General features: G+C 45.9%; 22 protein-coding genes. 10 read left to right on the forward strand and 12 right to left on the reverse strand.

Annotation, left to right across the window (positions count from 1 at the left end; genetic code table 11):
• The first annotated feature begins 2 nt into the window (after nt 1–2).
• Complete coding sequence (locus HW988_RS06630) at nt 3–1,613, forward strand: S8 family serine peptidase (protein ID WP_181606756.1); 1,611 nt, start codon at nt 3–5, stop codon at nt 1,611–1,613.
• Nucleotides 1,614–1,668: 55 nt separating this feature from the next.
• Here the strand turns inward: HW988_RS06630 and HW988_RS06635 are convergent, their stop codons facing one another.
• Complete coding sequence (locus HW988_RS06635) at nt 1,669–3,408, reverse strand: tetratricopeptide repeat protein (RefSeq protein WP_181606757.1); 1,740 nt, start codon at nt 3,406–3,408, stop codon at nt 1,669–1,671.
• Between the two features lie 221 nt (nt 3,409–3,629).
• Here HW988_RS06635 and HW988_RS06640 point away from each other — a divergent pair, with 221 nt between their 5' ends.
• Together HW988_RS06640 and HW988_RS06645 are read left to right on the forward strand one after the other, a co-directional pair.
• Nucleotides 3,630–4,583, forward strand: coding sequence for an autotransporter outer membrane beta-barrel domain-containing protein (locus HW988_RS06640; RefSeq protein WP_220128816.1), 954 nt, complete (start codon nt 3,630–3,632; stop codon nt 4,581–4,583).
• 74 nt (nt 4,584–4,657) lie between these two features.
• A complete protein-coding gene (locus HW988_RS06645; RefSeq protein ID WP_220128817.1) occupies nt 4,658–5,377 on the forward strand; it encodes a carbonic anhydrase family protein in 720 nt (239 codons plus the stop codon).
• Between the two features lie 29 nt (nt 5,378–5,406).
• Here HW988_RS06645 and HW988_RS06650 read toward each other — a convergent pair whose 3' ends face one another.
• From HW988_RS06650 to HW988_RS06660, 3 genes are all read right to left on the reverse strand, one after another.
• A complete protein-coding gene (locus HW988_RS06650; RefSeq protein WP_181606758.1) occupies nt 5,407–6,792 on the reverse strand; it encodes an HD domain-containing phosphohydrolase in 1,386 nt (461 codons plus the stop codon).
• 58 nt (nt 6,793–6,850) lie between these two features.
• Nucleotides 6,851–7,099: a hypothetical protein gene (locus tag HW988_RS06655; protein WP_181606759.1), complete on the reverse strand. Its 249-nt coding sequence runs from the start codon at nt 7,097–7,099 to the stop codon at nt 6,851–6,853.
• A 239-nt stretch (nt 7,100–7,338) separates the two neighbouring features.
• On the reverse strand, nt 7,339–9,129 hold the full coding sequence (locus HW988_RS06660) for a glycoside hydrolase family 44 protein (protein ID WP_181606760.1): 1,791 nt from the start codon (nt 9,127–9,129) through the stop codon (nt 7,339–7,341).
• Nucleotides 9,130–9,356: 227 nt separating this feature from the next.
• Between HW988_RS06660 and msrB the strand changes: the two genes are divergently transcribed.
• Nucleotides 9,357–9,878, forward strand: coding sequence for a peptide-methionine (R)-S-oxide reductase MsrB (gene msrB, locus HW988_RS06665; RefSeq protein ID WP_181606761.1), 522 nt, complete (start codon nt 9,357–9,359; stop codon nt 9,876–9,878).
• A 12-nt stretch (nt 9,879–9,890) separates the two neighbouring features.
• Here the strand turns inward: msrB and HW988_RS06670 are convergent, their stop codons facing one another.
• Together HW988_RS06670 and ppk2 are read right to left on the reverse strand one after the other, a co-directional pair.
• A complete protein-coding gene (locus tag HW988_RS06670) occupies nt 9,891–10,436 on the reverse strand; it encodes a hypothetical protein (protein ID WP_181606762.1) in 546 nt (181 codons plus the stop codon).
• On the reverse strand, nt 10,424–11,248 hold the full coding sequence (ppk2, locus tag HW988_RS06675) for a polyphosphate kinase 2 (RefSeq protein ID WP_181606763.1): 825 nt from the start codon (nt 11,246–11,248) through the stop codon (nt 10,424–10,426). Before ppk2 ends, HW988_RS06670 begins: the two co-directional genes overlap by 13 nt.
• A gap of 196 nt (nt 11,249–11,444) precedes the next feature.
• Between ppk2 and HW988_RS06680 the strand changes: the two genes are divergently transcribed.
• Nucleotides 11,445–12,839 (forward strand): hypothetical protein, encoded by a 1,395-nt coding sequence (locus HW988_RS06680; protein WP_181606764.1) that lies wholly within the window; start codon nt 11,445–11,447, stop codon nt 12,837–12,839.
• Nucleotides 12,840–12,877: 38 nt separating this feature from the next.
• Here the strand turns inward: HW988_RS06680 and HW988_RS19200 are convergent, their stop codons facing one another.
• Both HW988_RS19200 and HW988_RS06690 read right to left on the reverse strand, forming a co-directional pair.
• Nucleotides 12,878–14,173: a methyl-accepting chemotaxis protein gene (locus HW988_RS19200; RefSeq protein ID WP_181606765.1), complete on the reverse strand. Its 1,296-nt coding sequence runs from the start codon at nt 14,171–14,173 to the stop codon at nt 12,878–12,880.
• Nucleotides 14,163–14,684, reverse strand: coding sequence for a hypothetical protein (locus HW988_RS06690; protein WP_181606766.1), 522 nt, complete (start codon nt 14,682–14,684; stop codon nt 14,163–14,165). Before HW988_RS06690 ends, HW988_RS19200 begins: the two co-directional genes overlap by 11 nt.
• Before the next feature lie 209 nt (nt 14,685–14,893).
• On the opposite strand from HW988_RS06690, the gene HW988_RS06695 reads away from it, so the two are divergent.
• The gene (locus tag HW988_RS06695) at nt 14,894–15,430 is read left to right on the forward strand and encodes an SRPBCC domain-containing protein (RefSeq protein ID WP_181606767.1); all 537 of its coding nucleotides are present in this window, start codon (nt 14,894–14,896) and stop codon (nt 15,428–15,430) included.
• Here HW988_RS06695 and HW988_RS06700 read toward each other — a convergent pair.
• Complete coding sequence (locus tag HW988_RS06700) at nt 15,427–15,771, reverse strand: hypothetical protein (protein WP_181606768.1); 345 nt, start codon at nt 15,769–15,771, stop codon at nt 15,427–15,429. The two genes, HW988_RS06695 and HW988_RS06700, sit on opposite strands and share 4 nt — an antisense overlap.
• Before the next feature lie 300 nt (nt 15,772–16,071).
• Between HW988_RS06700 and HW988_RS06705 the strand changes: the two genes are divergently transcribed.
• Nucleotides 16,072–16,878, forward strand: coding sequence for an OmpA family protein (locus tag HW988_RS06705; protein ID WP_181606769.1), 807 nt, complete (start codon nt 16,072–16,074; stop codon nt 16,876–16,878).
• Between the two features lie 48 nt (nt 16,879–16,926).
• On the opposite strand, the gene HW988_RS06710 is transcribed toward HW988_RS06705, so the two are convergent.
• Both HW988_RS06710 and HW988_RS06715 read right to left on the reverse strand, forming a co-directional pair.
• Nucleotides 16,927–17,208, reverse strand: a complete 282-nt coding sequence (locus tag HW988_RS06710; protein ID WP_181606770.1) for a hypothetical protein — start codon at nt 17,206–17,208, stop codon at nt 16,927–16,929.
• A gap of 29 nt (nt 17,209–17,237) precedes the next feature.
• Nucleotides 17,238–18,473, reverse strand: coding sequence for a JmjC domain-containing protein (locus HW988_RS06715; RefSeq protein ID WP_255490242.1), 1,236 nt, complete (start codon nt 18,471–18,473; stop codon nt 17,238–17,240).
• 202 nt (nt 18,474–18,675) lie between these two features.
• On the opposite strand from HW988_RS06715, the gene HW988_RS06720 reads away from it, so the two are divergent.
• The 3 genes from HW988_RS06720 (at nt 18,676) to HW988_RS06730 (ending at nt 21,830) form a co-directional block, all read left to right on the forward strand.
• Nucleotides 18,676–19,893, forward strand: coding sequence for a class I SAM-dependent rRNA methyltransferase (locus HW988_RS06720; RefSeq protein WP_181606771.1), 1,218 nt, complete (start codon nt 18,676–18,678; stop codon nt 19,891–19,893).
• Nucleotides 19,894–19,911: 18 nt separating this feature from the next.
• Nucleotides 19,912–20,196 carry a chorismate mutase gene (locus HW988_RS06725; protein WP_181606772.1) on the forward strand — a complete coding sequence of 95 codons (285 nt, stop codon included), beginning with the start codon at nt 19,912–19,914 and terminating at the stop codon, nt 20,194–20,196.
• A gap of 173 nt (nt 20,197–20,369) precedes the next feature.
• Nucleotides 20,370–21,830 (forward strand): methyl-accepting chemotaxis protein, encoded by a 1,461-nt coding sequence (locus tag HW988_RS06730; RefSeq protein ID WP_255490243.1) that lies wholly within the window; start codon nt 20,370–20,372, stop codon nt 21,828–21,830.
• Between the two features lie 44 nt (nt 21,831–21,874).
• Here the strand turns inward: HW988_RS06730 and HW988_RS06735 are convergent, their stop codons facing one another.
• Nucleotides 21,875–24,433 (reverse strand): U32 family peptidase, encoded by a 2,559-nt coding sequence (locus HW988_RS06735; RefSeq protein ID WP_255490244.1) that lies wholly within the window; start codon nt 24,431–24,433, stop codon nt 21,875–21,877.
• Nucleotides 24,434–24,756 lie beyond the last annotated feature (323 nt).

Raw genomic sequence — 24,756 nt, forward strand, 5'->3', positions numbered from 1 at the left:
AAATGAAACTTCAAAGATTTTCGACTCTGATCGCAGTAGGTACTTTGTCTTTGTTTGCTACATCTGCAAACGCTGCAAAGTTTTTGATTTCTTTTAAAGATCAAAACCAGGCTCATGCTTTTAAAACTCAGGTGCAAACTCACCCAGCCCCAGGACTTCGTATTGCTGATGACTTGGCTGAAGTTAAAGTGATGATCATCGAAGCACAAAGCCAGGATCAAATTTTAAGCATGGTGGACGTCAAAGATTTGAACTTTATCGAAACGCAAAAGACGTATCCAACTCCGCGAGCGCAAGTCATGCCGACATTGACTTCAAATATGCCGCGCATGTCTTTGTTCAATGGCCAGCTTCCAGTGTCCCAAGGACTAAAAATGATCAGTGTTCCACAGGCGTGGACGATGACCAAAGGGGCCGGCGCCCGTGTGATGGTGATTGATTCTGGTATTGATAAAAATCATCCGGTATTTGCGGGTCGTATCGAAAAGGTACAAAACTTTACTGAAGATGGCGGTCCCCAGGACGTAACGGATACAGAAGGACATGGAACCCACGTAGCCGGCATTATCGCAGCTCAGGCAGCTTTGGAAGAGGTGGGTGTTGCACCCGAAGCCAAGCTTTTAATCGCCAAGGTGTGCGGCTCTAAGGGCTGCAATAATGATGCTGTTGCGAAAGCCTTGCTATGGGCTTTGCGTGAAAAAGTCGACGTCGTAAACATGTCATTGGGTGGTGGCGGAAGTGTCCCAGAGCAATTCATGATCAAGCAACTGGACGGGGAGCAAATCCCAGTGGTGGCCGCGATGGGTAACAACGGAATGGAAGCCACTCCCATGCCGGCAGGTTATATTTCTGTAACTGCTGTGGGTGCCGTGGATATGAATGGCAAACGCGCAGCCTTTTCTAACTGGAGTCCCGCACTGGACTTGATGGCACCGGGTGTAAGCATCCGTTCCTCTGTTCCTCGTGGTACGGGTCGAATCGCAGTTGCCAGTTTCCAAAATGCGGCGGGCGAGTTTAAAGCTTTGCCGGCAGTGACTTATGCAAATGTACCTGTGAAGTCATTAAATGAATCCGCGGTGTTTGGTGAATTCGGTGCGGTGGGTGACCTTGCAAACCTGGCAGTGACTGGAAAAGTTCTGGTGGTTAAGCGTGGCAACCTGCCACTTCTTGAAAAGATTAAAAATGCTCAGACGGCAGGGGCTGCGGCTTTGGTTATTTGTAATAACGACGGTGCCTTGGTGAGCGGTTCTTTAAGCGAAGACCCTAACGATATCAAAATCCCAGTGATCATGGTGGAAACAACTTCAGGTGAGGATTTGATTCTGAACCTGCTTAAGACAGAAACTTTGGTTGTTCGTATGGAAATCCAAGGTGCGGACTATGCTGAGTTCAGCGGAACTTCGATGTCATCTCCTTACGTAGCAGGCGTGGTGGCTTTAATGAGATCTGTGGTGCCGGGAATCACTGCGTGGAAGATTCGTGAAATCATGAATGGTTCAGCAACTCCAATCAAGACAGAGATTGCAAACCAAACGGGCAAAGGTCTGGTGAATGCTAAAGCGTCGGTTGACGGAGCTTATGCAGTTCGTAAGAAATATAAGAAGATCAAATAAAGTAAAAAGCCACTGAGAAGTCAGTGGCTTTTTACTTTGTATTTGCGATCTAAGTTTAAGAAGGATTTTGAATTTTGCTGCGAATTTTGTTCGCGCGAATTTCATCCTTAGTTAAGCCAGCTGCTTTTTTGTAAAGCTGCTGGGCTTTTTCAGTTTGTGATTGCATCGAGTAGGCATCAGCCAAATGCTCAGCAATGATGCTCGCGGAAGGTTGATATTCATAAGCTTTCTCCAGAACTTTGATGGCTTCAGAGAACTTCTTTTGTTTAAACAAGACCCAGCCAAATGTATCTAGGACGTAACCGTCTTTCGGGGATAACTCCGAAGCCCGACGAGCCATGTCTTCTGCTTCCGTCAGCTGTTGATTCATCTCTGCCAGGGAAAATGCCAGATAGCTCAGGCTTTGAACGTGAAAAGGTTCCTGCGCCAAAACTTTTTTCAGCTGAGTGATCATGGGTTCTTTTTTACCCATACGGTCCAACATGATCGCCTGTTGAAAGCGCATTTCTGTGTTTTCGGAATATTTAGTAAGACCTTTTTCAAGGACGTCAGCAGCCGTGGCATAGTCTTTCTTAGCTTCCAGCAGGGAAGCATGCATGATGTAGACTTGCGGATCTGAATTCTCATTCAGAACTTTAGTGGTCAAACTCAGGGCTTGTTTGATTTTTCCTTGGCCTTTTAAAAGGAAAGCCGCATGCACCATCGCTTCACCATAGTGTTCGCTCTTAGCTGGAATTTGCAGGTAATTTTGGATAGCATTTTTCGCATCACCCGATTCTTCGTTTACTGCCGCCAAATAATAGCGGGCAGAATCCTCTGTTGGGAATTTAGTGACAAGGTCATTTAGTTTTTCCGCAGCCAAAGAAAGCTTTTTGTTTTTGATCAGAATAAGAGCCATTTTAAGCTCAGCATCAAATGTGCTTTCAGCGTTGCTAGAGATATAGTCAAGCTGGCCATAGGCTTTATTCAAATCGCCATCATCGATGTAAATTTGCGCGATCATCTCGGACACTTTGGTGCTGAAGCGTTGATTCTTTTGGAAGTCCTCGCACACGGCCAGTGCTTTGCGGGTGTTGTTTTGTTGTAAATAAAGGTTTGCCAGGGAAATCAAAGCGTCTTCGAAATCAGGTTTAACTTTCAAAGATTTTTTGAATGCAGTTTCTGCCGCGAGTTCATACTTAGATGCTTTTTGATCAATACGCATCAAGCCCACATAGTAGTGAACCAGGTAAGGGATTTCGAACTTTGGATTTTTCAAAAGGGTGTCGAAGTACTGCTCCGCTTTTCTAAAGTCCTTTTGAATCGCATATAAAGATCCTACGTTAATGGCTGCATCACTGTTTGTAGGTTGCAGTCGAAGGACGGAATTGTATTGAGCGATCGCCTTATCGTAAGACTTTTCTGCTGAATACAGATCACCCAAAACGAAATGCGCTTCGATGTTTTTTGGATCTTTCTCGATGGCTTTCTCCGCGTTCAGCATCGCCTCTTTGGTTTTCTTTAGCTTTTTGTATTCCGCAGACAAGCGCATATAGACTGTCACTGCATTGGGATCAAGCTTTGCCACTTTTTCAAAGTGCTCAATCGCGCGCGCAGGTTTTCCTTCGCGGCTAAAGACGTCGCCTTGGATAAAATGGAAGTCAGCCTCGGCGCGCATATTCAATGGGTCGGAGACGGCGGAGGGAACGACGATGCTTTGCAATTGCTCAGGATTTGTTTTCTCTTTTGTTGCCTGACTTGCGCAGGCTGAGAGGGCTAGCAAAAGGCCAATACTTGTCGTTGTCTTTAGAAGCATCGAGTTCTCCTTGTCAGTCTGCATTGTAGAGAACTTTGCCAAGTTTTAATGAAATACTTGATGAATCCTAAAAGGACTCGTCCTTGATCTTAATTTCTTCAGGTCTTAGATGGAGTTCAAATCCTTTGCTGTCATGTGTTTGGGAGATTTGTTCAGATTTACTTTCACAAAGCTGAGAATACTTTGTTTGCAATTTGATGGCCTTGAGAGATTCTAAATACATGAGCAAGTGGCACGTTCGCGTTTGGACTTATTTTCTCTGCGTCATTTGCGCACACGGGACGGCCCAAGCTGCTTTTCAGTTACGAGACGTCGATGTGCAAAAAATGGCGAACTCCGTTGTCGCCCTGATGTCTTACTCGGCTATTCCTGATCTTGCTTCCAGTTCACTTTCGATTAATAACGCGCAAACTGGAAATCCCTCGATTGCGATGACTCAATTTGGTGGGGGATTTACGATTAGCAAATCCACACCTGTCTATCTCGAAGGCGCCGCTGCTTACAGCCGCTATGATCCCAAATTTATTGCCAGTGATGGAGCTCAAGAAAGATCGGTGCCTTTAAAGTGGAATGCAGGCACGGTGCAAGGTGGAGTGGGGTGGGATTTTGAAATCTACCGTCGCTGGGTGATCCGGCCTATTTTCAATTTCTCATTCAGCATGCTCTTTAGTGATACTGAAATCGGTGCCGCTCTTATAGCAGATTACAAGGATTTGGAAAATATTGATTTCCTGGATAACGGCAATATCAGTATCGGTGGATTGGGCAGCGCTTTGATGCTGGCTTATGAGTTTCATGACGACGTGATCGGAACAGATGTGGACTTGCAGTTGCGCTATTCCTTCATACATTTGCAAAGCATGGGCGGCAGTCGTTCCATCAGTGGCTATTCGGATTCAAGCACCGCGAATGTGTATTACCGATTCCGTGCGCCGATGGGGGATTTGCGAGCGTTGGGGGAGCCGTTTCGTTACGTGCTGGAGGGCTCGGCCTCCCAATACTTTGGTGATCAGGTGGGTGTTTTGGGATTTCATTATCTGGCGACAGCAGGCTTAGGAATTGAATTGGACTCATCGGACTATAACGTATGGGTCACACGCACCCGTCTTGTGGGACGCTACATGTTTGGGGATAACGTCAGTGGTTACTCTGTCGGTCTGGCTTGTTCTTTCTAATGTATCGTTGCACGGCCTTACCAATATTCTTTTGAATCGTCCACACAGAGCTAAAATGGCCTAAGGAGGACCCTATGGCTCAAAAGAATTCAATCAAGATACTATCCGTTTTAATTCTGAGTATGTTTGTCAGTTCGGCCCATGCGGGACGGCAGACGAAGGCACCACAGACGCCCCAAGAGGAGCTGATGGCCCTGAAGGAAGGCAATGAGAGATTTATGAGTGGCGAAAAAGCCGGGCACGATTTTCACTATCAAATAAATAAAACCAAAGACGGTCAGAAGCCCTATGCGGTGATCTTAAGCTGTCTTGATTCACGGGTGCCGCCGGAAATTGTTTTTGACCAAGGTATCGGTGAACTGTTTGTGGCTCGTGTCGCGGGAAATGTTGAAAACGATGATATTCTTGGCAGCATGGAGTTTGGTACCGCGGTGATGGGTGCAAAACTCGTGGTGGTGATGGGACATACCAAATGCGGCGCGATCAAGGGAGCCTGTCAGAATGTGAAGCTGGGTCATTTGACGGGAGTGCTGGATAAAATTCAACCAGCCGTGGCTCAAGTTAAAAAGTCTAATCCCAAATTCAATACTGAATCCTATGATGACCTTGATCATGTTTCGCAGGCGCACGTGATGCTGACTGTAGAAGAAATCAGAAAGAAAAGTAAAATCATTCGTGATCTGGAAGCTCAGAATAAAATTCGCCTGGTGGGAGCCATGTATGACATCTCTACTGGTAAAGTGACTTTCTTGGACGATGTGGCCTCTAAATCCGGAGTCGCTAAAAATTGGTAAACTGTTTTATCAGGCCCTGTCACCAGAAGTTATTGATGGGGCCATTGAGTTTCTGTTTTTAAATGAATCTCTTTTAAAACGGGTCCGGTCTTCATGGTAAATCCAATGGAATAACTTCCTTTTTCGGAAGTGGCGACGTTGGCCAGCTCTTCGATGATGCTTTGAATGTCAGGCCGTGTTTCGCCAATTCGGACTTGAGTTTTGCCGTCAAGCTCCCAACAAAATCGAATCAGCATGGCTTCTTCCAAAATCTTATCGGGGTTGATTCTGTGAGGGAAACCTTTTTGATCCATACGTTCATGACTTTGCAGAATCATCATTTTCATAGGTTCACTTAATGGAATTTTACGGGCCAGGCACTGATTCAAGCTATAGATGGGATGCTTTTGGTATTCCATAAGTTCTTCGCCGTGCATGGCTTCGATTTCATGGTTACGTAATTTTGCAGATGTTGAAGGCGAGAGTTCAAGATAACCAATATCAGAAAGAAGGGCTGCGATCATTACTTCTAAGGGCGTTCCAATCTTAGCTTCCTGGCTCAGCACCGCGGCATAGGCGGCGATAGCGGGAGCTCGTTCCAAAGACCCGAAGTCACCCACGGAGGAACTGTTGATTACATCAAAAGGATTTTTGACTTCGCCTAAAGAAGTGAGGAGTGATTTAGCAAAACTCTCGCATGTTCCATAGAGCTCTTTTCCCAAGGCAAACGATGCTGCTGAACTTTGATCACTGATCATAAGGGCCAGAGCTAAAAAGGACTGACTCATTTGTAAAAATTGAAGACGGCAGCGGCGCAGGGCACTCGCCTCATCGTTTGAATTAAAACTGCGACTGTACTCCACCCAGTTCTTTAAATCCTGCCTTCGCAAATAAAGCTCACCCATTTCGGAAAACTTTTTTAAGAAGGTGGAATTGAGCTTGGTTGCAGGTTTGGCGACCTTTAGGAATTTCTTGTTTGCAGGCATCATGTAAAATAACGGAAAGGCGGTTTCCGTATCAGGCATCAAATCATAGACTTTGATGGGTATAAATGCGGAACGAATCACCTGAGTGGTTACGAACTCTAGTTTGCTGGTGGAATAGAATTCATTTTCCATCAGGACCAAAGATGCTCCAGATGTTTTTACGATGCGGGCGTCTTCTGGTTTAAGTTTAGAGTTCACCGCCGCGATTATATAACTTTCAGCAGCCACCTGACAGGCGACTTGCACCATTCCGGCAGCTTCATTGGGTTTTTCAATTTTTGAACAATCCAATAAAATACAAGTGATGGATTTATAGGATTCGGTTTTTTCAAAGAAGGTGTCAGGACTATCGAAGCTTTCAAATTCAAACGAGAAAAGCTGCGCAAGCTCTGTGGCTCTTTTGGTGAATCTTGGATCTTGAGAGACCGCTGCTAAGTCGAGACTTCTCATTGTGAAGCCTCCCTCTGCTATAAGGGTCACTCTAACTTAAAGTCATTTCAATATGTCATTAGAAAGCGTCGGTATCGGCGTCCCAGTCGGCTGTTAGTCCAACTACGGCGACTTCTTTGGAGTAGGGATTCAGTTCAGAATCCTTCATAGCATTAGCAAAGTACTTTTGTGCTAAACGTACGTGTTGGCTGTAATAAAGGGGTACGAGTTCTTTCCCGCAGTTATCACAATCAATTAGCAACTCGTCTTCTTGTTTATGAGTCGTGCCGCAATGTTGGCAACGACGATAGTGTGTTTTTTGGCTCATGAACGTACCTACCTCTAAGTATGATACATCTATGATAATGCGAGCAAAGCTGACTCACAATTGACAGTCTCATTTAAAGCTAGCTAAATCGCTCAAGATTTCTTAAGAAGTGAGTTCCGAGAAATTCTTATGTGGTCATATTGGTGACCATCTCATATCTATTTTTAACTTTTCGTCGCTTATGGAGTGATCCCGACACATTATCAATTACTAATGAATCGGGACCTTTTACGATTGTTCTATTTTGAGAGAACCAGTGTCGTCACACTCATAGCTGGCATAGTGTAGTAAACATCAGAGCCCGAGACGGCGATGCTGCCTAATGATTTCGGCGTGGGGCTCCCGTCAGCAATCTGGTATGCGGCTCCTTGGGTATAACCACTACTGTTGGCAATGGCGATTTTAGTGGAAAGGGCCGTGGACGTTTTGTTTAAGATAACCAGATAAATCTTAGAAGAATCCTTCGAGGATTGCATCGCATACACAGACGTTTTTTCGTTATTCGTTGAAACAGCGCGAACCGAAATATCACCCACGCGGCCACCAGCGCCATCGTAATTCACGAAAAGCTTCATTGCGCCATATATGTAAGGGGAGTCTTCCCGGTCCCAATGAGTCGCAAAGAACACGTCCTCGCGACCAAAGATTCCCAAAACATCGGCTTCGGCGATACCCCCAGAAATTGTTTGGCCGCCGCCGTGATTGTATTCCGAGAACGAAATTTTAGTTCCTGGATAATACTTATTAATTCGATCTTTCAAGCGTGGGATCCATTGGATAGGTGCATTTAAATAGTCATCCGCAATCCAGCTGGTTTCTTTATAAGTCGGGTCCCACAAAGAGCGAGGCGCTTGCAAGCGAGCCGCAATCACCGCTGGTGTTTGCGGAGCTGTCTCGTCAAGCACGCGATAACCATCACCACGGGCTTCAGATCCCCAGTGCATGTCTATCACATCCACCAGACGCTTGCCGTATGATTTTTCAGCGGCCGCCATTTGTTGCAAGAACCACGACATGTATTCACCATTCGAGCGGTCCGGAGCATCCTGCAAGCTCATCATTTCATTAAAGCCGTATGCCACTGCACCAAACACCATAGAATCTGGCGCTTGCTCTTTGATCATACTCGCAAAGCGAATGGTTTTTTCTTTCATTTCCGCATAGGTCGTTTTTGCAGGATGGATCAAAGGGTGAGTCGATTTCCAAATGCCGGGTTCATTGTCCAAGCTATAGAAAATCTTGCGACCCGAAGACAAATCTGTTTTGAAAGTATCCTGGAAAAATTTAAGAGCTTCGTCTTGATAAACGTAATTGTCGGACAGGCTCGCAACGGCAGAGCTCACGCTGCTTGGTTTACGGTCCAAATTTTGACGGAAGCGGGTGTTCGTCGCACTAGCCGCCTGTGAGATCGTACCGTTTTTGTCGGCAGCGATGTAATCTACAATTGGAATTGTCACAAGTGGTGTCGCTTCGTATGAGTAAGCTAATTTGACACCCAGGCGAACGGCCTCTCCTGCAACCTCGCTGCGACTGCCGCAATTTACGAGGTCGCAAACACGGTTACCGCTTGTATTGTTATAGTCGGTACCACTATTCGTGGCGTTGTTTTCCCAGTTATAAGTCGTCCAGCGATTTCCGCCCATACGGAAAGATCCAATACCCTTCATCATGCTGGTCTCATAGTTCGTACCATAGATATAAGGCGAGATCGCATGACGATCCAAATTCACGTCAACATTGAATGTGACATCTGTCGCAGAAGGTGTGGGTGAAGGAGAAGGCGATGGCGATGGCGTCACCGTTGGCGACGGGTTCACTGTTGGTGATGGTGACACTGTCGGAGAAGGCGAAACTGTAGGTCTTGGTTTTGGACGGCGTTTGCCGCCGGCGAGATTGCTTTGAATTTCCAGATCACCACTGGTGGCCTGTGAAGAAAGGTCTGCCTGAGAGCAGTTTTGGAATAGCAGCATCATTAAAAGCGCAGATAGAACCGTCGCGATCTTTTTACGCTTACGCCAAAGTGTTTTCATATATCCCCCATCAACAATGATGCTAGCATTCTTGTTTTCAAGCACTGAATCCTAGGGAAACGGCTCACTTTTGTTCAAATTTCATTCGCGAAATCTGAACGAGCGGGCGGAATCGTCAAACTTTTTTTCGTCTGAATAATCGTCAAACAGTGATGAATTGCCAATGTGTCATAAAGCTGGACCTGTTCCCCGGAGAGTGATGAGATAGAATGATGGAAGGGGGTCGTATGGTGAAAATTCTTGGACTGATCTTAACAACGCTTATGTTTGCGGGCTCTTTATCGGCTAAAGAAGGCGACTATAAAAAACCCTCGGATGCTGAGTTAAAGAAAAGGCTGACTCCCATGCAGTATCAGTGCACGCAACAAGCTGCGACCGAAAGACCGTTTAATAATGCCTATTGGGATAATAAAAAAGAAGGGATCTATGTCGATATCGTCAGTGGTGAACCTCTTTTTAGTTCGACAGATAAGTATGATTCGGGCACCGGTTGGCCCAGCTTCACCAAAGCCATTGATGATAATGCGGTGGTGACTAAGCCCGATCATGAAATGTCTGTGGAAAGAACAGAGCTTCGTTCCAAAGGCGCAGACTCTCACTTAGGACATCTATTTGACGACGGCCCTGCGGATAAAGGCGGCAAACGCTATTGCATTAATTCTGCCGCCCTAAAATTTATCCCGAAAGAGGAAATGGAAGCTAAAGGATATGGCCGCTATCTAAAACTCTTTCCTAAAAAGTCCAAATAGATCAAAAAAACGTCAGTGAACTTTTGCTGTCTTTGTGGCAACACTGGTGAGAGTCGCTGACGTGCTTGCCTCAATCAATTTCACATCGAAATGTTTTTCCACCAAAATTTGTCGCAACTCTGCTTCGGAATAGAAGTGTGTTGTACCGGCACTGGTTGTCACTTCGCCGGCCCCCAGGGGAAGACTTAAAAATAAGGCTCCTTCTTCCGGCAGCATCAAGTGAATCAGTTCCAGATTGTGTTCTAATTGATCCTCGGGCATGTGTTCAAAGGCGGCTCCGCCCCAAATTCCTTGCAGGTTTTTTGGGACTTTGAGGGATGCGAGGTTTTTGACTGTGCCCTCGATCATTTCAATGCCTTCTTGTTTCCACTTTTTAACAAGGTCCGCATTTTCTTCGATGCAAACGACATTGAATCCATTCGTCTTAAATTTGCTTAAAAGCTCGGTTGCACCAGCTCCCAGAATCAATACTGTCGAGGCCGGTTCAAGTAGCGATAAAAATGTGGTCACGCTGTTTAGATACTCCGGCGGAATGATCGCGTTACTTACGAGTTCCATAGGTCCTCCGGCACCAGACGAACTTTTCCGTGATAGTTGCTTTCATATTTGATTTTTCTTTTCGGAAGTTCGATGGGCTTTTCTTTAATGTTTTTATAATCAATCTGACTCAGAATATGTTTGATGATATTCAGCCGAACGCTTTTTTTGTCCTCGGAAATCGCAAAATACCAAGGGGCCCAGGTGGAGTTGGTCTTTTTAAACATTTCATCGCGGGCTTTGGTATAATCATCCCACCGATCATAGGATTTCAAATCCATTTCGGAAAGCTTCCAGGTTTTTCGGCCGTCTTTAATTCGGTCCTTTAAACGGCGCTCTTGTTCCTTGGGGCTTACCTCCAACCAGTATTTCAGTAAAATGATCCCCGAATCCACCATGGTTTTTTCTAGTAGGGGAGCATTCTGTAAAAACACTTCCACTTGTTCCTCGGGGCACCAACCCATGACTCGTTCCACGCCGGCGCGGTTGTACCAGCTTCGGTCAAAGATCACGATCTCGCCAGCCGCCGGGAAGTGCGGAACATAGCGCTGCAGGTACATCTGACTTTTTTCCCTCTCCGTCGGAGCGGGCAGGGCAACGACGCGAAAGACTCGCGGGTTGACTCTCTCCGTAAGAGCTTTAATGGTACCTCCCTTTCCTGCGCCATCGCGGCCTTCAAAGACGATGCAGATCCGGAGGCCCTTGTGCACCACCCAACGTTGCAGTTTTACAAGCTCGACGTGTAATTTCCTAATTTCGGCCTTAAAGACTTTAGAGGTGAGAGGTTCTGAAGGGTGTTTGTTCAGAGCGGTCACATTTCGTTTTTTAGTCATTTACTTCTCCGAAGGTCAGTATTTTTAAGTTTAGGAATGATCCCGTTTGATGAAAACAAGGGAAGACCTTTTCTGCCAAGAATCGTCACTCGTCTGAAACTTACACTGGACTCCGCCTGTGAAGAGACACTTGATTTGAGTTCAGTCCGGTATGAAACTCGCATTTTTCCGAAGAAACTCTTCAGGAGAAATTCCAGTGTCTAATAATCATTCAGCACGTTTGTTGATTGGTGCCGCGCTTGTGGCCGGGGCAAGCCTTCTCGGCAACCCAGCCCGGGCGGCTCGCCGCTCTTGCATTGAAAGCCAGGCATTGGATAAAGTTTTGACGAATTTCATGTTTGTCCAAAATGATGACGAGCAAACGCCAATAAAGCGTTATTCCGCAAAAGATGCCTGTGATACGCGTGACTTTCGTGGTGTTGTCGATGCGATTCTTTTCATGAAGAATCTGCCTGCCTTTAAAAGTATTCCTGAAAAATTCAAAACTGTCCTCAGTGAACAAGGCCCCACAAGATTTTTGAAAACGCGAATTGAAAATATCGTTCTCGAGACCGAAAACAATCAAGTCTGTGCGGGTGGGGCTGGGGCCTATGTTAATCAAAGTGAACATGATACTAAAATTATGCACGTGTGCCCGGTGCTGGTTTCGGATCGATCGACACCTTTGATGGCGGCGGCTGGTCTTTTACATGAAGCTCGTCATATTGATGGATTTGAACATGTGGACTGTGACCACGGCGAATTTTTGGGCACGGCCTATCCCGCTTGCGACACCACCTTCGAAGAGCAGGGGTCCTATGGAATCGGTACGGCCTTTCATTTGTATGTCTATCTTGGCACTAAGAACGAGGCCCTACGAGATGAGGCTCGCGCCAATGTGGCGATCGAGTTGGTTAGACGCTTTAATAAGGCTCCGCTTGGAATCAAACAAGGTGCCCTGATTCAGTCGAATGATAATAAAATTTCATTTTATGATGGGACAAAAGTTTCCTTGCTGGTGGAGTTGCGCTTAGACGTCGCAGCTTCCACGGTGAAAAGGGGATTTCCCTATTTTTTCTTTAAAAATGGGCAAGTTGCGAAATACGATTTCACTTCCGACTGGCCGATGGTGGAAGGTCCCTTAGTGGATACCTATAATAAACTGAGTGAAGACGAAATAGCCGACGTTCGTGATATCACCGTGGGCTCGGTCTATTGTATTTTGCTTTCCAAAAGAGTCACCTGCTATGAAAAGGGTGGCATGTTTGGATTTAGGTTGTATCAAGTGAATCCCGTGAATTTTTATCTAAGGCCCGAGTGGGGGCCTGACTGGATCGCTGTTCGTGGCAGTGATGGAAAGATCAGTCGCTTGCCGGATGACCCATCGGAGTTTGCAAATACCAGTGAGGCAGATTTGGAAACCATTGAAAATCCTTATCCTGCTGTCAGTTCCTTCGCAAAGCTTGCAGGGAAGGTTGTAGGAGTCTCTCCGAAGGGCAACATCGTGGAATCCACGGACGGGACCAACTGGAGTCAAGTGAAACCGTACACTGGATTTAAGTTCAAAAAACTTTATCCATTCTATTGGTCAAAAAAACTGGAAGATTTATAGACTAAAAAAGCGCAGTCAGAAAACTGCGCTTTTTAGTTTTAGGCGGCCTTGTTCGATCCCGCTGAATCCTTCATCGAGCTTACCAGCTCTGTCAAAATCTGAGCATCTGACAAAAGCTGCGCGGAAGTTTCATTTAGGTTTTGGGCATAACCAGTGTTCTGTGCAGTCAGTGCTTCCACAGAATGAATCGTCTGAGTTACATTGCCGAGCTCTTGACCTTGGGCCACGCTGGAAGTCGCGATCTCTTTATTCAAAGTTTGCACTCGCTCAATGGAACTTAGGATTTCGCTTAAAGACTTATTGCTAAGGTCCGCGCTCTTTTCTCCGGCCTTAATCGTATCGACATTTCCTTTAACCAAAATCGAAATATCTTTGGCAGAGCTGGAACAACGTTGTGCCAGTGTACGCACTGCTTCTGCAACCACGCCGAAACCACGACCGTGCTCGCCAGCACGTGCCGCTTCTACGGAAGCATTCAAAGCCAGTAAGTTTGTTTGAAAAGCAATGTCTTCAATTACCGTCACGATGTTATTAATCTCGTTGGCACTTGAAGAGATCTTTTTAATTGAGTCGATAAGTTCCCGGATGTGTTTTGCACCATCGGTCGCAACTTCACGAGAAGTCGTGGAAAGCGACTCAGCTTCCTTCGCAGATGTCGTATTTAATGTCACCTGTGACGTCAGGTCTTGAAGCATTTTCAGAGAGTTTTCCAGACCACGACTGACACTGCCAGCGGACTCATCCAATTTTTTACCGGTGTCTTCAATGGTCGTACAGCCTTCAAAGTTTTTTCCGGAAATATTGGTTAACTGGGCGATCGTTGTATCTTGCAAAGAAATGAAGGCGCCGTAACGGCGAGCAATCAACATCAACGGAATTGCTTCCAGAATCACGAAAGTCGCATGCAAAAGCACGATGCCGAAGCCGGCTTCGTAATTAAAGACACTCTTAGGCAACCACATAAAGAAGGCCAAATGGTGAACTGCAATTGTTGCTGCCGCTGTTAGAATCGCACTCATCATACCAAAACTTAAACAGAAGGCCAGGGCGACAAATACGTGAAAGTGCATTTCAATCATGCCATTACCCAGATGGATCAACATTCCCGAAAAACACATGATCGTCATCGCCAGCAAATTTGGCAGAAGGGCAGAGGCATTACCCATTAAGTAAAGCGCCGTCGGCACAGATAAAATAAAAAGACTGCCACCCCAAGCAAGCCACTGACTGTGTCCATTGGTTGCAGCTAAGTACGAAAACACCGGAAGGTGCAAGTACAAGCTTATTAAAAACATCCATGAGCGACTGCGGGTAAATGATTGTCTAAAGTTCATCTTTAACCTGACCTGTGTATTTCATCGAAAAAGGATCAACAATTTTTTGAAGTTTACGGCTGACAGCGCATCCAAAAATTGGAAAGTTTGCAACGGTTCCCGTGCCTTGCAAACTGCGCAGAATTTCCAAGTCCCTGATGGGGCTGCCATCTTGAACTGATTTTTCGGAGTAACCACCGGCATAGACGGTGTCTCCTTTGGGAGTCGTAATTAATAAGAAGGGCACTCCCAATTTAGAAATGTCTTCTTTTAAATCATCGGGTTCCAGCGTACGGGTTTTAAAACCTTTTTGATGCAGCTCCGTGATTTGCGGAGGATGACCGATCACCAGAATTTCTTCGTTCACGTCTTTTTCGGGTCCACGCGCTACCAAATATTCCACAACTTTTGCGGAGCATTTGCAGGACTCACTTACGACGTGAGTCAGTGTCCACTGGCCGCCCTGACTCTGGGCCAAGGACGGGAGCGCAGAGAAGCTCATCAAGTGCCAGCCATAAAACTGCGACACCATGAAGAGGCTTCCTGTAGCCCAGAACATTAAAATGGAGGTCAAAAAAAACTTTTTGATCATTAAGGAGTGCTTCGGGTTTTCTTCACCATATTTTGATAAGTGCGAGGTCACGTTTTCATGAATTCTCAGCGAATTAGACAATGATCCTGCCGCGAAAGACCGGAAAACTGCGATAATAAGATAGCAATTCATTTATTAAAGGAGTTTTTATGCAAATCTCCCAACAGAAAAGCAACTCTCCCTCAGTTCATAAGCATTCCACCCCACAATCCAGACTCTTGATGCTGGATCGTGCGTTTGATGTTCCCGTCGCAGAACTATTTAAGGCTTTTAGCACCTCTGAAGCTTTAAAAGCCTGGTGGTGGCCTCAAGGCTTGTATGCAGATCGTGTTGATATTGATTTCCGCGTCGGCGGCCGGGTTTTCATTAACATGAAAGGGTACGAGAAAGGCGGCGGAGGAATGACCAGCACCTACGAAGAAATCGTCGAAAACAAACGCATCGTTATGACGGACCAGTTCGCAGATGAAACTGGGAAAGCCATTACTCCTCAAGAAGCGCAAATGCCGGGGGAATGGCCAGAAATGGGTTACATCACGCTGGAATTTTTAGCGGAAGGCGCAGATGACAGTCGCTTGGCCCTTTATCAAGAAGGTATGCCAAACGAACTACAAGAGGACTGCGTGCAGGGCTGGATGCAATCCTTCGATAAGCTCGAAAAATTCCTGCACGAGAAAAAACATTAGTGAAGGTTGCAGTATAAATCTGCAGTGGACTTACCGCCCTCGGCATCAGTCAGAACCAATTTGCTGTTGCCGTAGGATTGGTTCACCACCAGATAAAACTCATGATCAGCGCTTTCATAAGCCGTGTATCCATTGGCGTAAACGGAATGAACTTCTTTATCAGATTCGATGCGGTTGCCGCGACTGTCTGTGATGATGGTGTGCGCTGTTCGGGTGCCATCGTCAGTAATTGAAACTTGTAACCTTTTACTGCCATTTTGTGGGGAGCAGGTCACAAGAGTCGTGTCGGCGAAGGCGGGCAAAGTCATAGATACCAAAGCGATGGATAATAGGAATTTCATAAATTCTCCCGAAGAAGTTTCTGGATTTGCAGACGGGTATAGCAAAAACTCCGTCTTTTGTGAATGTCTTGAGCTTTAATAATCCGTAATGCATAACTTTTCAAAGTGATGATGCGGGCTGCATATCATCGGCTGGAACATAATGCGGCATCGTGCCTATATATAGAATTCAGGGGCTAGACTTGAATTATTTGAATGTGGAGCTTTGAAACACGACCTTGTACTTAAATTTTCTCCTTTTCTTGAGTCTGAATGCCATCGATTACAAAATGACGACTCAAGCAACTAAGGAGAAACACCATGCAAAAATATATCGTGGGCCTTTCAGCGGCTCTATTGGTTACAGGTTGTGTAACAAAATCTAAATACACAGCAGACATCAACGCGCGCGATGGCGCTTTGGCTCAAGAAAAAGCTGCGGTGACAGCTTTAACAACAGAAAAGCAACAACTGACAGGCGAAAAGCAACAGCTTGAACAAAAATTGATCGTGGTCACAAAAGACCGTGGTCAGTTGAAAACTTCTTTGGACGAAATGAAGCAGGCGATGGCTGAAATGAGAGCTCGCCAGGCTGAAGAAAGAAAACGTCTTAAAGAATTCGAAGACCTGACAAAGCGTTTCCAAAAGTTGGTCGACACAGGAAATATCTCGGTTAAAGTTATCGATGGCAAAATGGTTGTGAGCTTGGGCTCTGACGTTTTGTTCGGTTCTGGCTCTGCGAAACTTTCACCAGCAGGTTTGGAAGCGATCAAAGAAGTTACCAACCAACTTAAAACGATCCCAGGCAAGTCTTACCAAGTTGAAGGTCACACAGACAACTTGAAAATCGCGACAGCCGTTTTCCCTTCTAACTGGGAATTGGCTTCGGCTCGTGCCTTGAACGTAACTCGTGCGATGATCGACGCGGGAATGCCTGCTGCGAACGTCAGTGCGGCAAGCTTCGGTGATACTCACCCGGTGCAATCGAATGACACTCCAGAAGGTAAAGCAGCGAATCGTCGTATTGCGATCGTGGTCGTACCGGATCTTTCGACAATGCCAGGTTATGAAGAGCTTAATAAAATGAGCTCTAAACAAGAAGCGGCAGCAGCTGCTCCGGCGAAATAATCTGATCTGATTCAGAATCTAAAAAGGGAGCCCCTAGGCTCCCTTTTTTTAAGCTTCTTCTTGATTCAAAGCTTCCAGTAAGTTTGCGAAGCAACCACGAAGTTCGTCTTCAGAGTGCTGTTGACGGATCAATTCACTCAATATCACGTCGCTGTTCAGAGCTTCTTGCAGGGCGCTTTTAAATTTTTCAACGGAATGATTGCCTGGATTCAAAAGTTGTTTATCCATGACTTTGACTAGAACCGCCGTGCTTTTAGGGCTGGAGGGTTTTTTATGTTGTTTCACGAGTTCGATCAGACGAAGCACCAGGGGATTAGCAGTTGTACTCACAGGGTTCCTTTACGGGTTAAATAAAAAAATTAAGCAAATGCTCCGGCATCAGCTAAGGTTTGCAAGGACTTCAGATCCTGCTTCAGCGTTGCGCCTTTTAAGTAGCTGCTCACTGTACATGTCTTTCCATCATTGATTGCCTTGACCAATTTTAAAAGGCCGGCAGGCTTTGAAGTTTCAACTAAAGCGCCACCAAAGCTAAAATAGTATTTATCTTTGGCAGTCTGACTTTGTTGCCACAGGATGAGTGCGTTTGGATTGCGTAATTGAATACGAGACTTTGCAGACAATTTGAAATCAATCTGCGGAATGGATTTAAAGCCCTGCAATGAAATATGCTGCATCCAGGATTTCAAGAATGTCTCTTGAATTTCCGCAGCCGAAAGTTTCTGCAAAGATGCAATCGATTGCTGGTATGCTTCGGGAAGCTCACTCACTTCACCAGTCTTGCTGTGCAAAGTTTTAAACTTTGTCGTTGGCGCAGAAGCCAAGGCTCCACCCTTAGAATCCAAAAGATCTTTCAAAGAGTCCGAGAAAAGCTGTTTGTGGGGTTGATCTACCCACACACCCAAGCTCCAGGTGGCACTAAAGGATCCATCAGACTCCGCGATATGCCAATCGGCCGAGGGCCAATAAGTCATGTCGCCGGGACCCGCCTCAAGCAGGACAGAGGCTTTTTTGTGCTTATCGTATTTGAAAGCTCGATCCAAAGAGGGGTTCTTACGAACATAGTCCTGACTCCACAGGCGGAATTTTTTTATGCCCGCCACGGGAAAGCTAAAGACACCACAGGAATCCACGTGAACGCCAAATGGCGTCTTACGGTAGTTCCCAAGATAAAGTCCCATTTCAGAAAAGCGATTGGGGAAGCCCACGTGACGATACAGTTCGTCCGTAAAGTCGGTCAGCAGATGCTGCTTTTTAAGGTTCACTTTCAAAAGTTCATCGCAAACCAGGCAGTAATCGGGGAAGAGCTTTTTCATACGCTCATGATACCCCAGCAAAGACTGGTCCCTTTTTTCAGGTAAAACCTGCAGAACGTCTTCGGCATCCGCTTTAAAGCCATCGATATAGAATTTAAACCCGTCAGGATTGTTCAATTGTCGGCAGCGATCGCTATAAAGCACCAAAAGATCAAAGATCTCAGCAGCGCTGATTTCCTGTAAAGATGATTGGACGTTTTTCAGGGACAGGGCCTTTTTTTCCCAATGGTTTTTGGCGAAGTTTTTCCAAAACTTTTGATCGAGTTTTACGGGTGTCGCCAAGGAAGCTCCAATATTAGTAGATGCAGGAAATCAGGTTCCCGCAAGATTCGTTTAGAAACCATTTTGAGTCAAATAAACCACTCTAAAAACTGTCTGGGATCCGAGGGGCTTGTAAATTTATCAACGAGATCTGAAGGGGTGCATAAGGCCTTGTGGGCTATCGGGAATTAGCTTAAAAAAGACCATCTCTGGAGACCCTTAAATGAACCTAGCCGCCGTCACATTTCAAGATGAAATCAAAACTATTGAGCTTAAACGTGACGTGACCAAGCACATGAAGCAGGGGCACCGCTGGCTCTTTGCCAACTGCTTTGACGACGCCAAATCCATCAAATCAGGCATTCATCTTTTGAACTTTAAGGGCGAAACTTTGGCCCTGGGTATCTGGCAGGCTGATACTCAGCTGCGCTTCCGCGTGTTGGTTTTAGCAGACGAGCCTATTTTTCGTCGCAATAACATGAAACGCACATTAGAGCTTTATTTTGAAAGCCAGTGGCGTAAGGCCGTTGAAATCCGCAGAACCTTCGATTTGTCAGTTACGAACTCCTTTCGTTTGATCAACGGGGAGGGCGATGGTTTGCCAGGTTTGATCGTGGATATTTACAACGACACGGCGGTTATTAAGCATGACCACGCGATCATGGAAAAGACTTGGAATGCTCCTGTGATCGCTCAAAAAATCCAGGAGGCATTTCCGCAAATTAAATGCGTGTATCTAAAGCGCCGTAATGATGCTGAAGAGAAGGGGACCAACATCGTTGGAACATTGGCGCCTGAGACTCAGTTCTTGGAAAATGGCGTTCTTTTTGCCTCGAACATCCGTGATGCTGCAAAGACCGGGTTCTTTCTGGATCAACGTGATAACCGTAAGATGATCCAAAACTTTGCCGAAGGAAAAACAGTCCTCAATCTTTTTAGTTACACGGGTGGTTTTTCTATTTTCGCCGCTAAAGGTGGTGCGACAGAAGTGACCAGCGTAGATATCGCCAAAGTCGCTATTCAAGCCGTTGCTCGTAATTTCGAGATCAATGACCTAGCGACGATCCACCACGATGTGGCCACGGATGCCTTTGCCTATCTTGAGCAACTGAATGCTGAAAAGAAAAAATACGACATCGTGATCACCGATCCTCCAAGCTTTGCACCGAATGAAAAGTCCGTGGAGCAGGCGAAAGCGGCATATACCAAGGTCTTTTCGAATTCGATTAAACTGGTAAACCCTGAAGGACTTTTTGCTGCGAGCTCGTGTTCAAGCCATATTTCCACGAAAGAATTCATGGATATTTGCCAGGAGGCTTTTTCTCGCGCACGTAAAAAGGCGACATTGGTTTACATCGGTGGACAGCCGGTTGACCATCCTTATCCCTTGGCAATGGAAGAGCTTCGTTATCTGAAGTTCGCCCTGTTCCGTTTGGATTAGTCTTTAAAAGGATCAGAAATGAAAACAATTGCCAGCCTTCGCCAGGAAATTGATCAGGTTCATAAAGAGCTCCATGCACTGTTATTGCGTCGTCGTGAGTTGACCATGGCAGTTTGGGAGATCAAAAAGCAAGAAGGGCAGCCATTTTTTAATGCCGCTCGTGAAGAACAAATTCTCCATGACTTCTTAAACATGGATGGCAAGCAAGGACAAGATCCCCAATTTGATGAGCTTTTAAAAGGGGTGATGAGTTCGGTCTTGCGAGAGTACGAGAAATATTTGAAATTTCATTACGATAAATAAATAAAAACCGGCTCCAGGCCGGTTTTTATGACTTCCCCTCAACTCCGTCCAGTTAGCCAATTAAGAGTCGGTAAGGTAAGCAACAATTCAAAGTTTAGCCCTATAAGGAAACGCTGAGGCACCCGTTACATATGGTGTATCCAGAGATTAGTGTTTTAAATTTAGAGGTAACTATGACTATTGGGCGTAAATTGGTGAGTCTAGGAATCGGGATGAGTTTGGTGTCTGTCTGCGTGGCTGCTTTTGCATATTGGGGACAGGCCCGCACCCAGGACAAATATGAGAATGTGGCCCGGGGAGTTTTAGATGATGTCATTACCACGGACTCAGTCTTTTTGGGCTTTAAACAAGTTCGAATTTCGATCAGGACTTTAGGCCTTGAAGGCATTACCCCAGCTCAGGAAGAGCAAGCCATTAAAGAAACGATGGCCGCCATTAAAGATGTCGACACCGAATTAGCAAAGTTTGAAAGATCTAATCTTCTTCCGGGAGAGAAAGAACTTGTCACTCCGCTGTTGGCAAGATGGAAGGAATTCAAAGCCATTGGTGGTAACATTTTAAATTTCCAAAAGATAGGAACCGCAGAAGGTCGCAAGAATATGACGGCGATCTTCTATAAAGAGTGTCCCGAAAGTGCACAAGCGTTTATGAGCGCGGCGATTGAACTCAGGGCATTTCTAACTCATCAACAAAAGGTATGGGTGGATGACGCGCGCGAAACGGCCAAGGCAAACAACGTTATGCTGATGGTTATTTCGGCTGTGGGAATTTTTCTGGGTCTTGCGGTAAGTATTGGTTTCTCATCTAAACTTTCTAAAGATCTTTTGAGTGTCAGCGATGACCTGGCACAGGGATCTTCGCAAGTTTCTTCCGCGTCTCAACAAATCGCACAAACCGCAGCAACTTTATCCGAGGCTTCCAGTAAGCAAGCCGCCTCTTTAGAGGAGACCGTTGCGACAGTTGAGGAATTGACCTCGATGGTTCGTTTAAACATGGACAATGCGAAGCAAGCCGCAGCACTGGCCGGTTCAACTCGAGATATTGCCATCAAAGGCGAGCAAGAAATTAAGACTCTGATTTCCTCTATTCAAAGTATTACCGCGGATTCCAAAAAGATCGCAGAAATTACAACAGTCATTGATGATATCGCATTTCAGACGAATCTTTTGGCTTTGAACGCTGCGGTCGAAGCCGCCCGCGCGGGAGAGCAAGGTAAGGGATTCGCTGTTGTTGCAGAGGCAGTTCGTAACTTGGCACAACGAAGTTCGGAATCTGCCAAAGGAATTACGACACTTATTAGTGAAAGTGTTGAAAAAATAGAGCGCAGTTCTAAACAGGCTTCAATCGGAGGCAGTGTGCTGGCTGAAATCGTCTTGTCGGTGCGTAAGGTCTCGGAAATTAATGATGAGATCGCGCACGCAAGCGAAGAGCAGTCTTCTGGTATCGTGCAAATAGGTCAAGTGATGAACCAGTTGGATCAAGTGACTCAACAGAATGCGGCCTCTTCGGAAGAAGCAGCCGCTTCCGCCGAAGAGCTGTCTGCTCAATCAAAATCGCTGATGAGTGGAGTCGGCAATTTGACGGGGATGGTGTCGGGTAAACAGCAGGGTGACAGCGTTAAAGTTGCAGCCTAAAACGGATTAAATTTCGAATGGCTGTCCCGTGTTTCGGGGGACAGCTATTTTTTACGACTTTGATATTCTTTTTCTCTGCCGAAATGGCTTTCAGAAAGACCATAGCTTTCGACATTACCCAGGTCTTTAATCAAAGAGTCCAGATCTGTTTTCCCCTGGATGAAATCAAGATGTGCTTTGATCTTGGTGATCAATTCAGAACCGCGTTCTTTTAAAGCCTCGTAACGAATAAAGCCCAGACCGTGAGATTCCCATTCTTTGACGTAACGAGCAGCTGATTGAGATTTACCATTGTACATCGTATTACGGCACTCTTGATCTGGCTTGATTTGGTGCCAGTTGCCAAATTGGTCTTTCAATTTCACATCGTGCTTCTCACAAGGCTTGCCGCAGTCTTTAAAGCTCGTACCCTTACTTAGGAACGCAGCGAACACGCAGTGCTCCATGTGGAAACTTGGCATGTATTGATAAGCGGTTACTTCAAAGCGCTCTGCTTGACCAGCTTGAATCAATTCGCTGACCTGAACGTGGTTTAGGTCGTAACCCAAGCACACGCTAGAAAGGCCCTTGTCGAGCAAGTATTGCGCTGTCAAATGATTGGCAACGTTCAAGCTGAAATCACCCAGGATTTGACCTTGGAAGTTATTGGCTTGCAAGTATTGAACAGCCCCCAGGTTGCGAGCCAGGATGGCGTCAGGGTTTAGGTTCAACAAGTGTTTGATGTTACGTTGTTCGTTTGGCTTTAAAATACGAGTTGTGGCAACGCCGACTCTGACATTTTGAGCTCTTAAAACATTCAAGCTGGGTTCGAAATCCAAACCGAATTCAAAATCCAAGATCGCAAGGTTGATATCCGAGGCTTGCAGTTCTCCGTTTTTAACAGCATTCGCAACGTCCTCAACCTGACCCTTGTCACGAAGAAGCAAGTTTAGTTTAAGGCCTTCCACAGTGCGAGATGTGATTTTTTTGCTGGAAATCCATTCCATGACTTGAGCGTCAGGCGTGACAGCCGGAGCTGCGCCATTTTGAATGCGCAAGTCGGTTAATTCTTTGATTAGTTTTTGGCGAAGTTCTTTTACTTGTTTGTTTGGCAAGAACAGGGGAGTTGTTGAATCCAATTCAGATTCAAAACCCTCACCACGGAAAGGGCTTCCCATCAAAGCGAAAAGCTCTTCACGCAAATCAAGAGAGTTAAGTCCCTTGTTTTTTGCGGGCTCACAGATGTTTTCGGAAGTTCCGACCACGGTATACTTGCCATCAGAATATTGAACTTTCAAAGGCTGGCCTAAAGAGGCTTCCGCACGCACAGTCACGGGCAGGCGTTTTTTTCTTTGTTTGTCTTCAACACTCAAGGAGACATCTTTTTTAAGATCTTTATCGTGGTTATAGAAAACACGAGCGCCGTTATAGAAACTTTCCATCGCGATGTCTCTTGAAAACTCCAGCGCAAAACGGCGAGGGGAAAGCGATTTAACCGCGAATACAAAGCCGCCTTTTTCAGCGTCTTGACCATTGCGATCTTTATAAACCCACAAGATTCCGTCACCGGCTTGGATGAAGTCAGCTTTAAGACCCTGTTGAGCATTGTCTTCAGTGATTTCAACTTCCAAAGAGGTCGGGTTCACTTTTATGATTTTACCGAATTCAAAACCGCGATGGGCGCTGAATGTACCTTCAACCAGTTCCTGGTGATTCACACCATGGAACCAGCCGCTGTAAAAACCGCGGGAGAAAGCCGTCGCCATTTGTTTTTTAAGCAGAATCGGATTTTGAAGGGATTGGCCATTTTGTGCCGAAGTGATCGCTTCATCGAAGCTGCGGGCAGCGGTTGCCACGTATTCAGGAGTTTTTAGACGGCCTTCAACTTTGAAACAATCTACACCCGCTTCAAGCAAACTTGGAACTTCGTTGATACCGCAAAGATCTTGTGGAGAAACCAGGAAGGACTTGCCACCCAGGTCACGCTTTTCTCCATCGACATGCATTTCGTAAGTAAAGCGGCAGCTTTGCGCGCACTGACCACGATTGGCAGAACGACCACCGATACCTTCAGAAGTAAAGCATTGGCCCGAATAGCTTACGCACAAAGCACCATGCACGAAGACCTCAATTTCTTTCTTCGTGTTTTGTTTGATGGCGTGAATTTCTTTAAGAGAGTTTTCGCGGGCTAGAACAAAACGTTGAATGCCCAAGTCATCAAGCCAGGTGATAGCTTCAGCGTTGGTGACACTCATTTGCGTCGAACCATGTATGCGTTGCTCGGGAGCCATTTGACGAATCAAACGTATCAAACCCAAGTCTTGAACGATGAAAGCATCTGGTTTTAGGGGAAGGATTTTTTGCAGAACTTCAACGGCTCCGCGAAGCTCGTTTTGAAAAATCAGGATGTTGAAAGCCAGGTTTACCTTCACGCCATGAAGGTGGCAAGTATCGATGATGTCTTTGACCTCTTCGATTTGAAAGTCGTGACTTCTGCCGCGGGCATTAAAGCCGGGCACGCCCATAAAAATAGCGTCGGCACCGTTATGGATAGCGGCCAAAGCCATATCCTTTGTACCAACCGGAAGAAGCAGTTCGGGGCGTTTCAAATCTGTTATTTGCATGGGGGCGTTTTTACCAGATTTGGCCTTTTTAGCATAGGGGGGAAGTGCCTTTTGCGCAAAAAAGTACTGCTTCCAGCCCCTTAGAATGTATAGCCAATATGCAGTCGTAGGCCCATTGCCGTCGTATTGGTTACCAGAGGAATATTTACATCCCCCCACCCAGTCACCACCGAGCCCAGGTGAGATTCCCTGGGGCGATGCTTGTGGAATTTGCAGAGGATGTGACAATTTTCTTTAGTCCGACTTGATTTCCATTTGGGGAGCCCAAATTTGTCAGAGCTTCAAAACAATTACAGCACTCTGTTTTCACACTCATCTTTTTT

It is taken from the genome of Bdellovibrio sp. KM01 (assembly GCF_013752535.1).
Classification (GTDB): Bacteria; Bdellovibrionota; Bdellovibrionia; order Bdellovibrionales; family Bdellovibrionaceae; genus Bdellovibrio.

Bases quoted from the DNA above. Each gene is read 5' to 3' on its own strand.
- HW988_RS06695 (WP_181606767.1), top strand. From the start codon at position 14,894: ATGCAAATCTCCCAACAGAAAAGCAACTCTCCCTCAGTTCATAAGCAT.
- HW988_RS06640 (WP_220128816.1), top strand. From the start codon at position 3,630: ATGAGCAAGTGGCACGTTCGCGTTTGGACTTATTTTCTCTGCGTCATT.
- ppk2 (WP_181606763.1), bottom strand. From the start codon at position 11,248: ATGACTAAAAAACGAAATGTGACCGCTCTGAACAAACACCCTTCAGAA.
- HW988_RS06690 (WP_181606766.1), bottom strand. From the start codon at position 14,684: ATGGTGTCGCAGTTTTATGGCTGGCACTTGATGAGCTTCTCTGCGCTC.
- HW988_RS06670 (WP_181606762.1), bottom strand. From the start codon at position 10,436: ATGGAACTCGTAAGTAACGCGATCATTCCGCCGGAGTATCTAAACAGC.
- HW988_RS19200 (WP_181606765.1), bottom strand. From the start codon at position 14,173: ATGAACTTTAGACAATCATTTACCCGCAGTCGCTCATGGATGTTTTTA.
- HW988_RS06735 (WP_255490244.1), bottom strand. From the start codon at position 24,433: ATGCAAATAACAGATTTGAAACGCCCCGAACTGCTTCTTCCGGTTGGT.
- HW988_RS06635 (WP_181606757.1), bottom strand. From the start codon at position 3,408: ATGCTTCTAAAGACAACGACAAGTATTGGCCTTTTGCTAGCCCTCTCA.
- HW988_RS06725 (WP_181606772.1), top strand. From the start codon at position 19,912: ATGAAAACAATTGCCAGCCTTCGCCAGGAAATTGATCAGGTTCATAAA.
- HW988_RS06700 (WP_181606768.1), bottom strand. From the start codon at position 15,771: ATGAAATTCCTATTATCCATCGCTTTGGTATCTATGACTTTGCCCGCC.
- HW988_RS06730 (WP_255490243.1), top strand. From the start codon at position 20,370: ATGACTATTGGGCGTAAATTGGTGAGTCTAGGAATCGGGATGAGTTTG.
- HW988_RS06660 (WP_181606760.1), bottom strand. From the start codon at position 9,129: ATGAAAACACTTTGGCGTAAGCGTAAAAAGATCGCGACGGTTCTATCT.
- HW988_RS06650 (WP_181606758.1), bottom strand. From the start codon at position 6,792: ATGAGAAGTCTCGACTTAGCAGCGGTCTCTCAAGATCCAAGATTCACC.
- HW988_RS06720 (WP_181606771.1), top strand. From the start codon at position 18,676: ATGAACCTAGCCGCCGTCACATTTCAAGATGAAATCAAAACTATTGAG.
- HW988_RS06630 (WP_181606756.1), top strand. From the start codon at position 3: ATGAAACTTCAAAGATTTTCGACTCTGATCGCAGTAGGTACTTTGTCT.
- HW988_RS06705 (WP_181606769.1), top strand. From the start codon at position 16,072: ATGCAAAAATATATCGTGGGCCTTTCAGCGGCTCTATTGGTTACAGGT.
- msrB (WP_181606761.1), top strand. From the start codon at position 9,357: ATGGTGAAAATTCTTGGACTGATCTTAACAACGCTTATGTTTGCGGGC.
- HW988_RS06655 (WP_181606759.1), bottom strand. From the start codon at position 7,099: ATGAGCCAAAAAACACACTATCGTCGTTGCCAACATTGCGGCACGACT.
- HW988_RS06645 (WP_220128817.1), top strand. From the start codon at position 4,658: ATGGCTCAAAAGAATTCAATCAAGATACTATCCGTTTTAATTCTGAGT.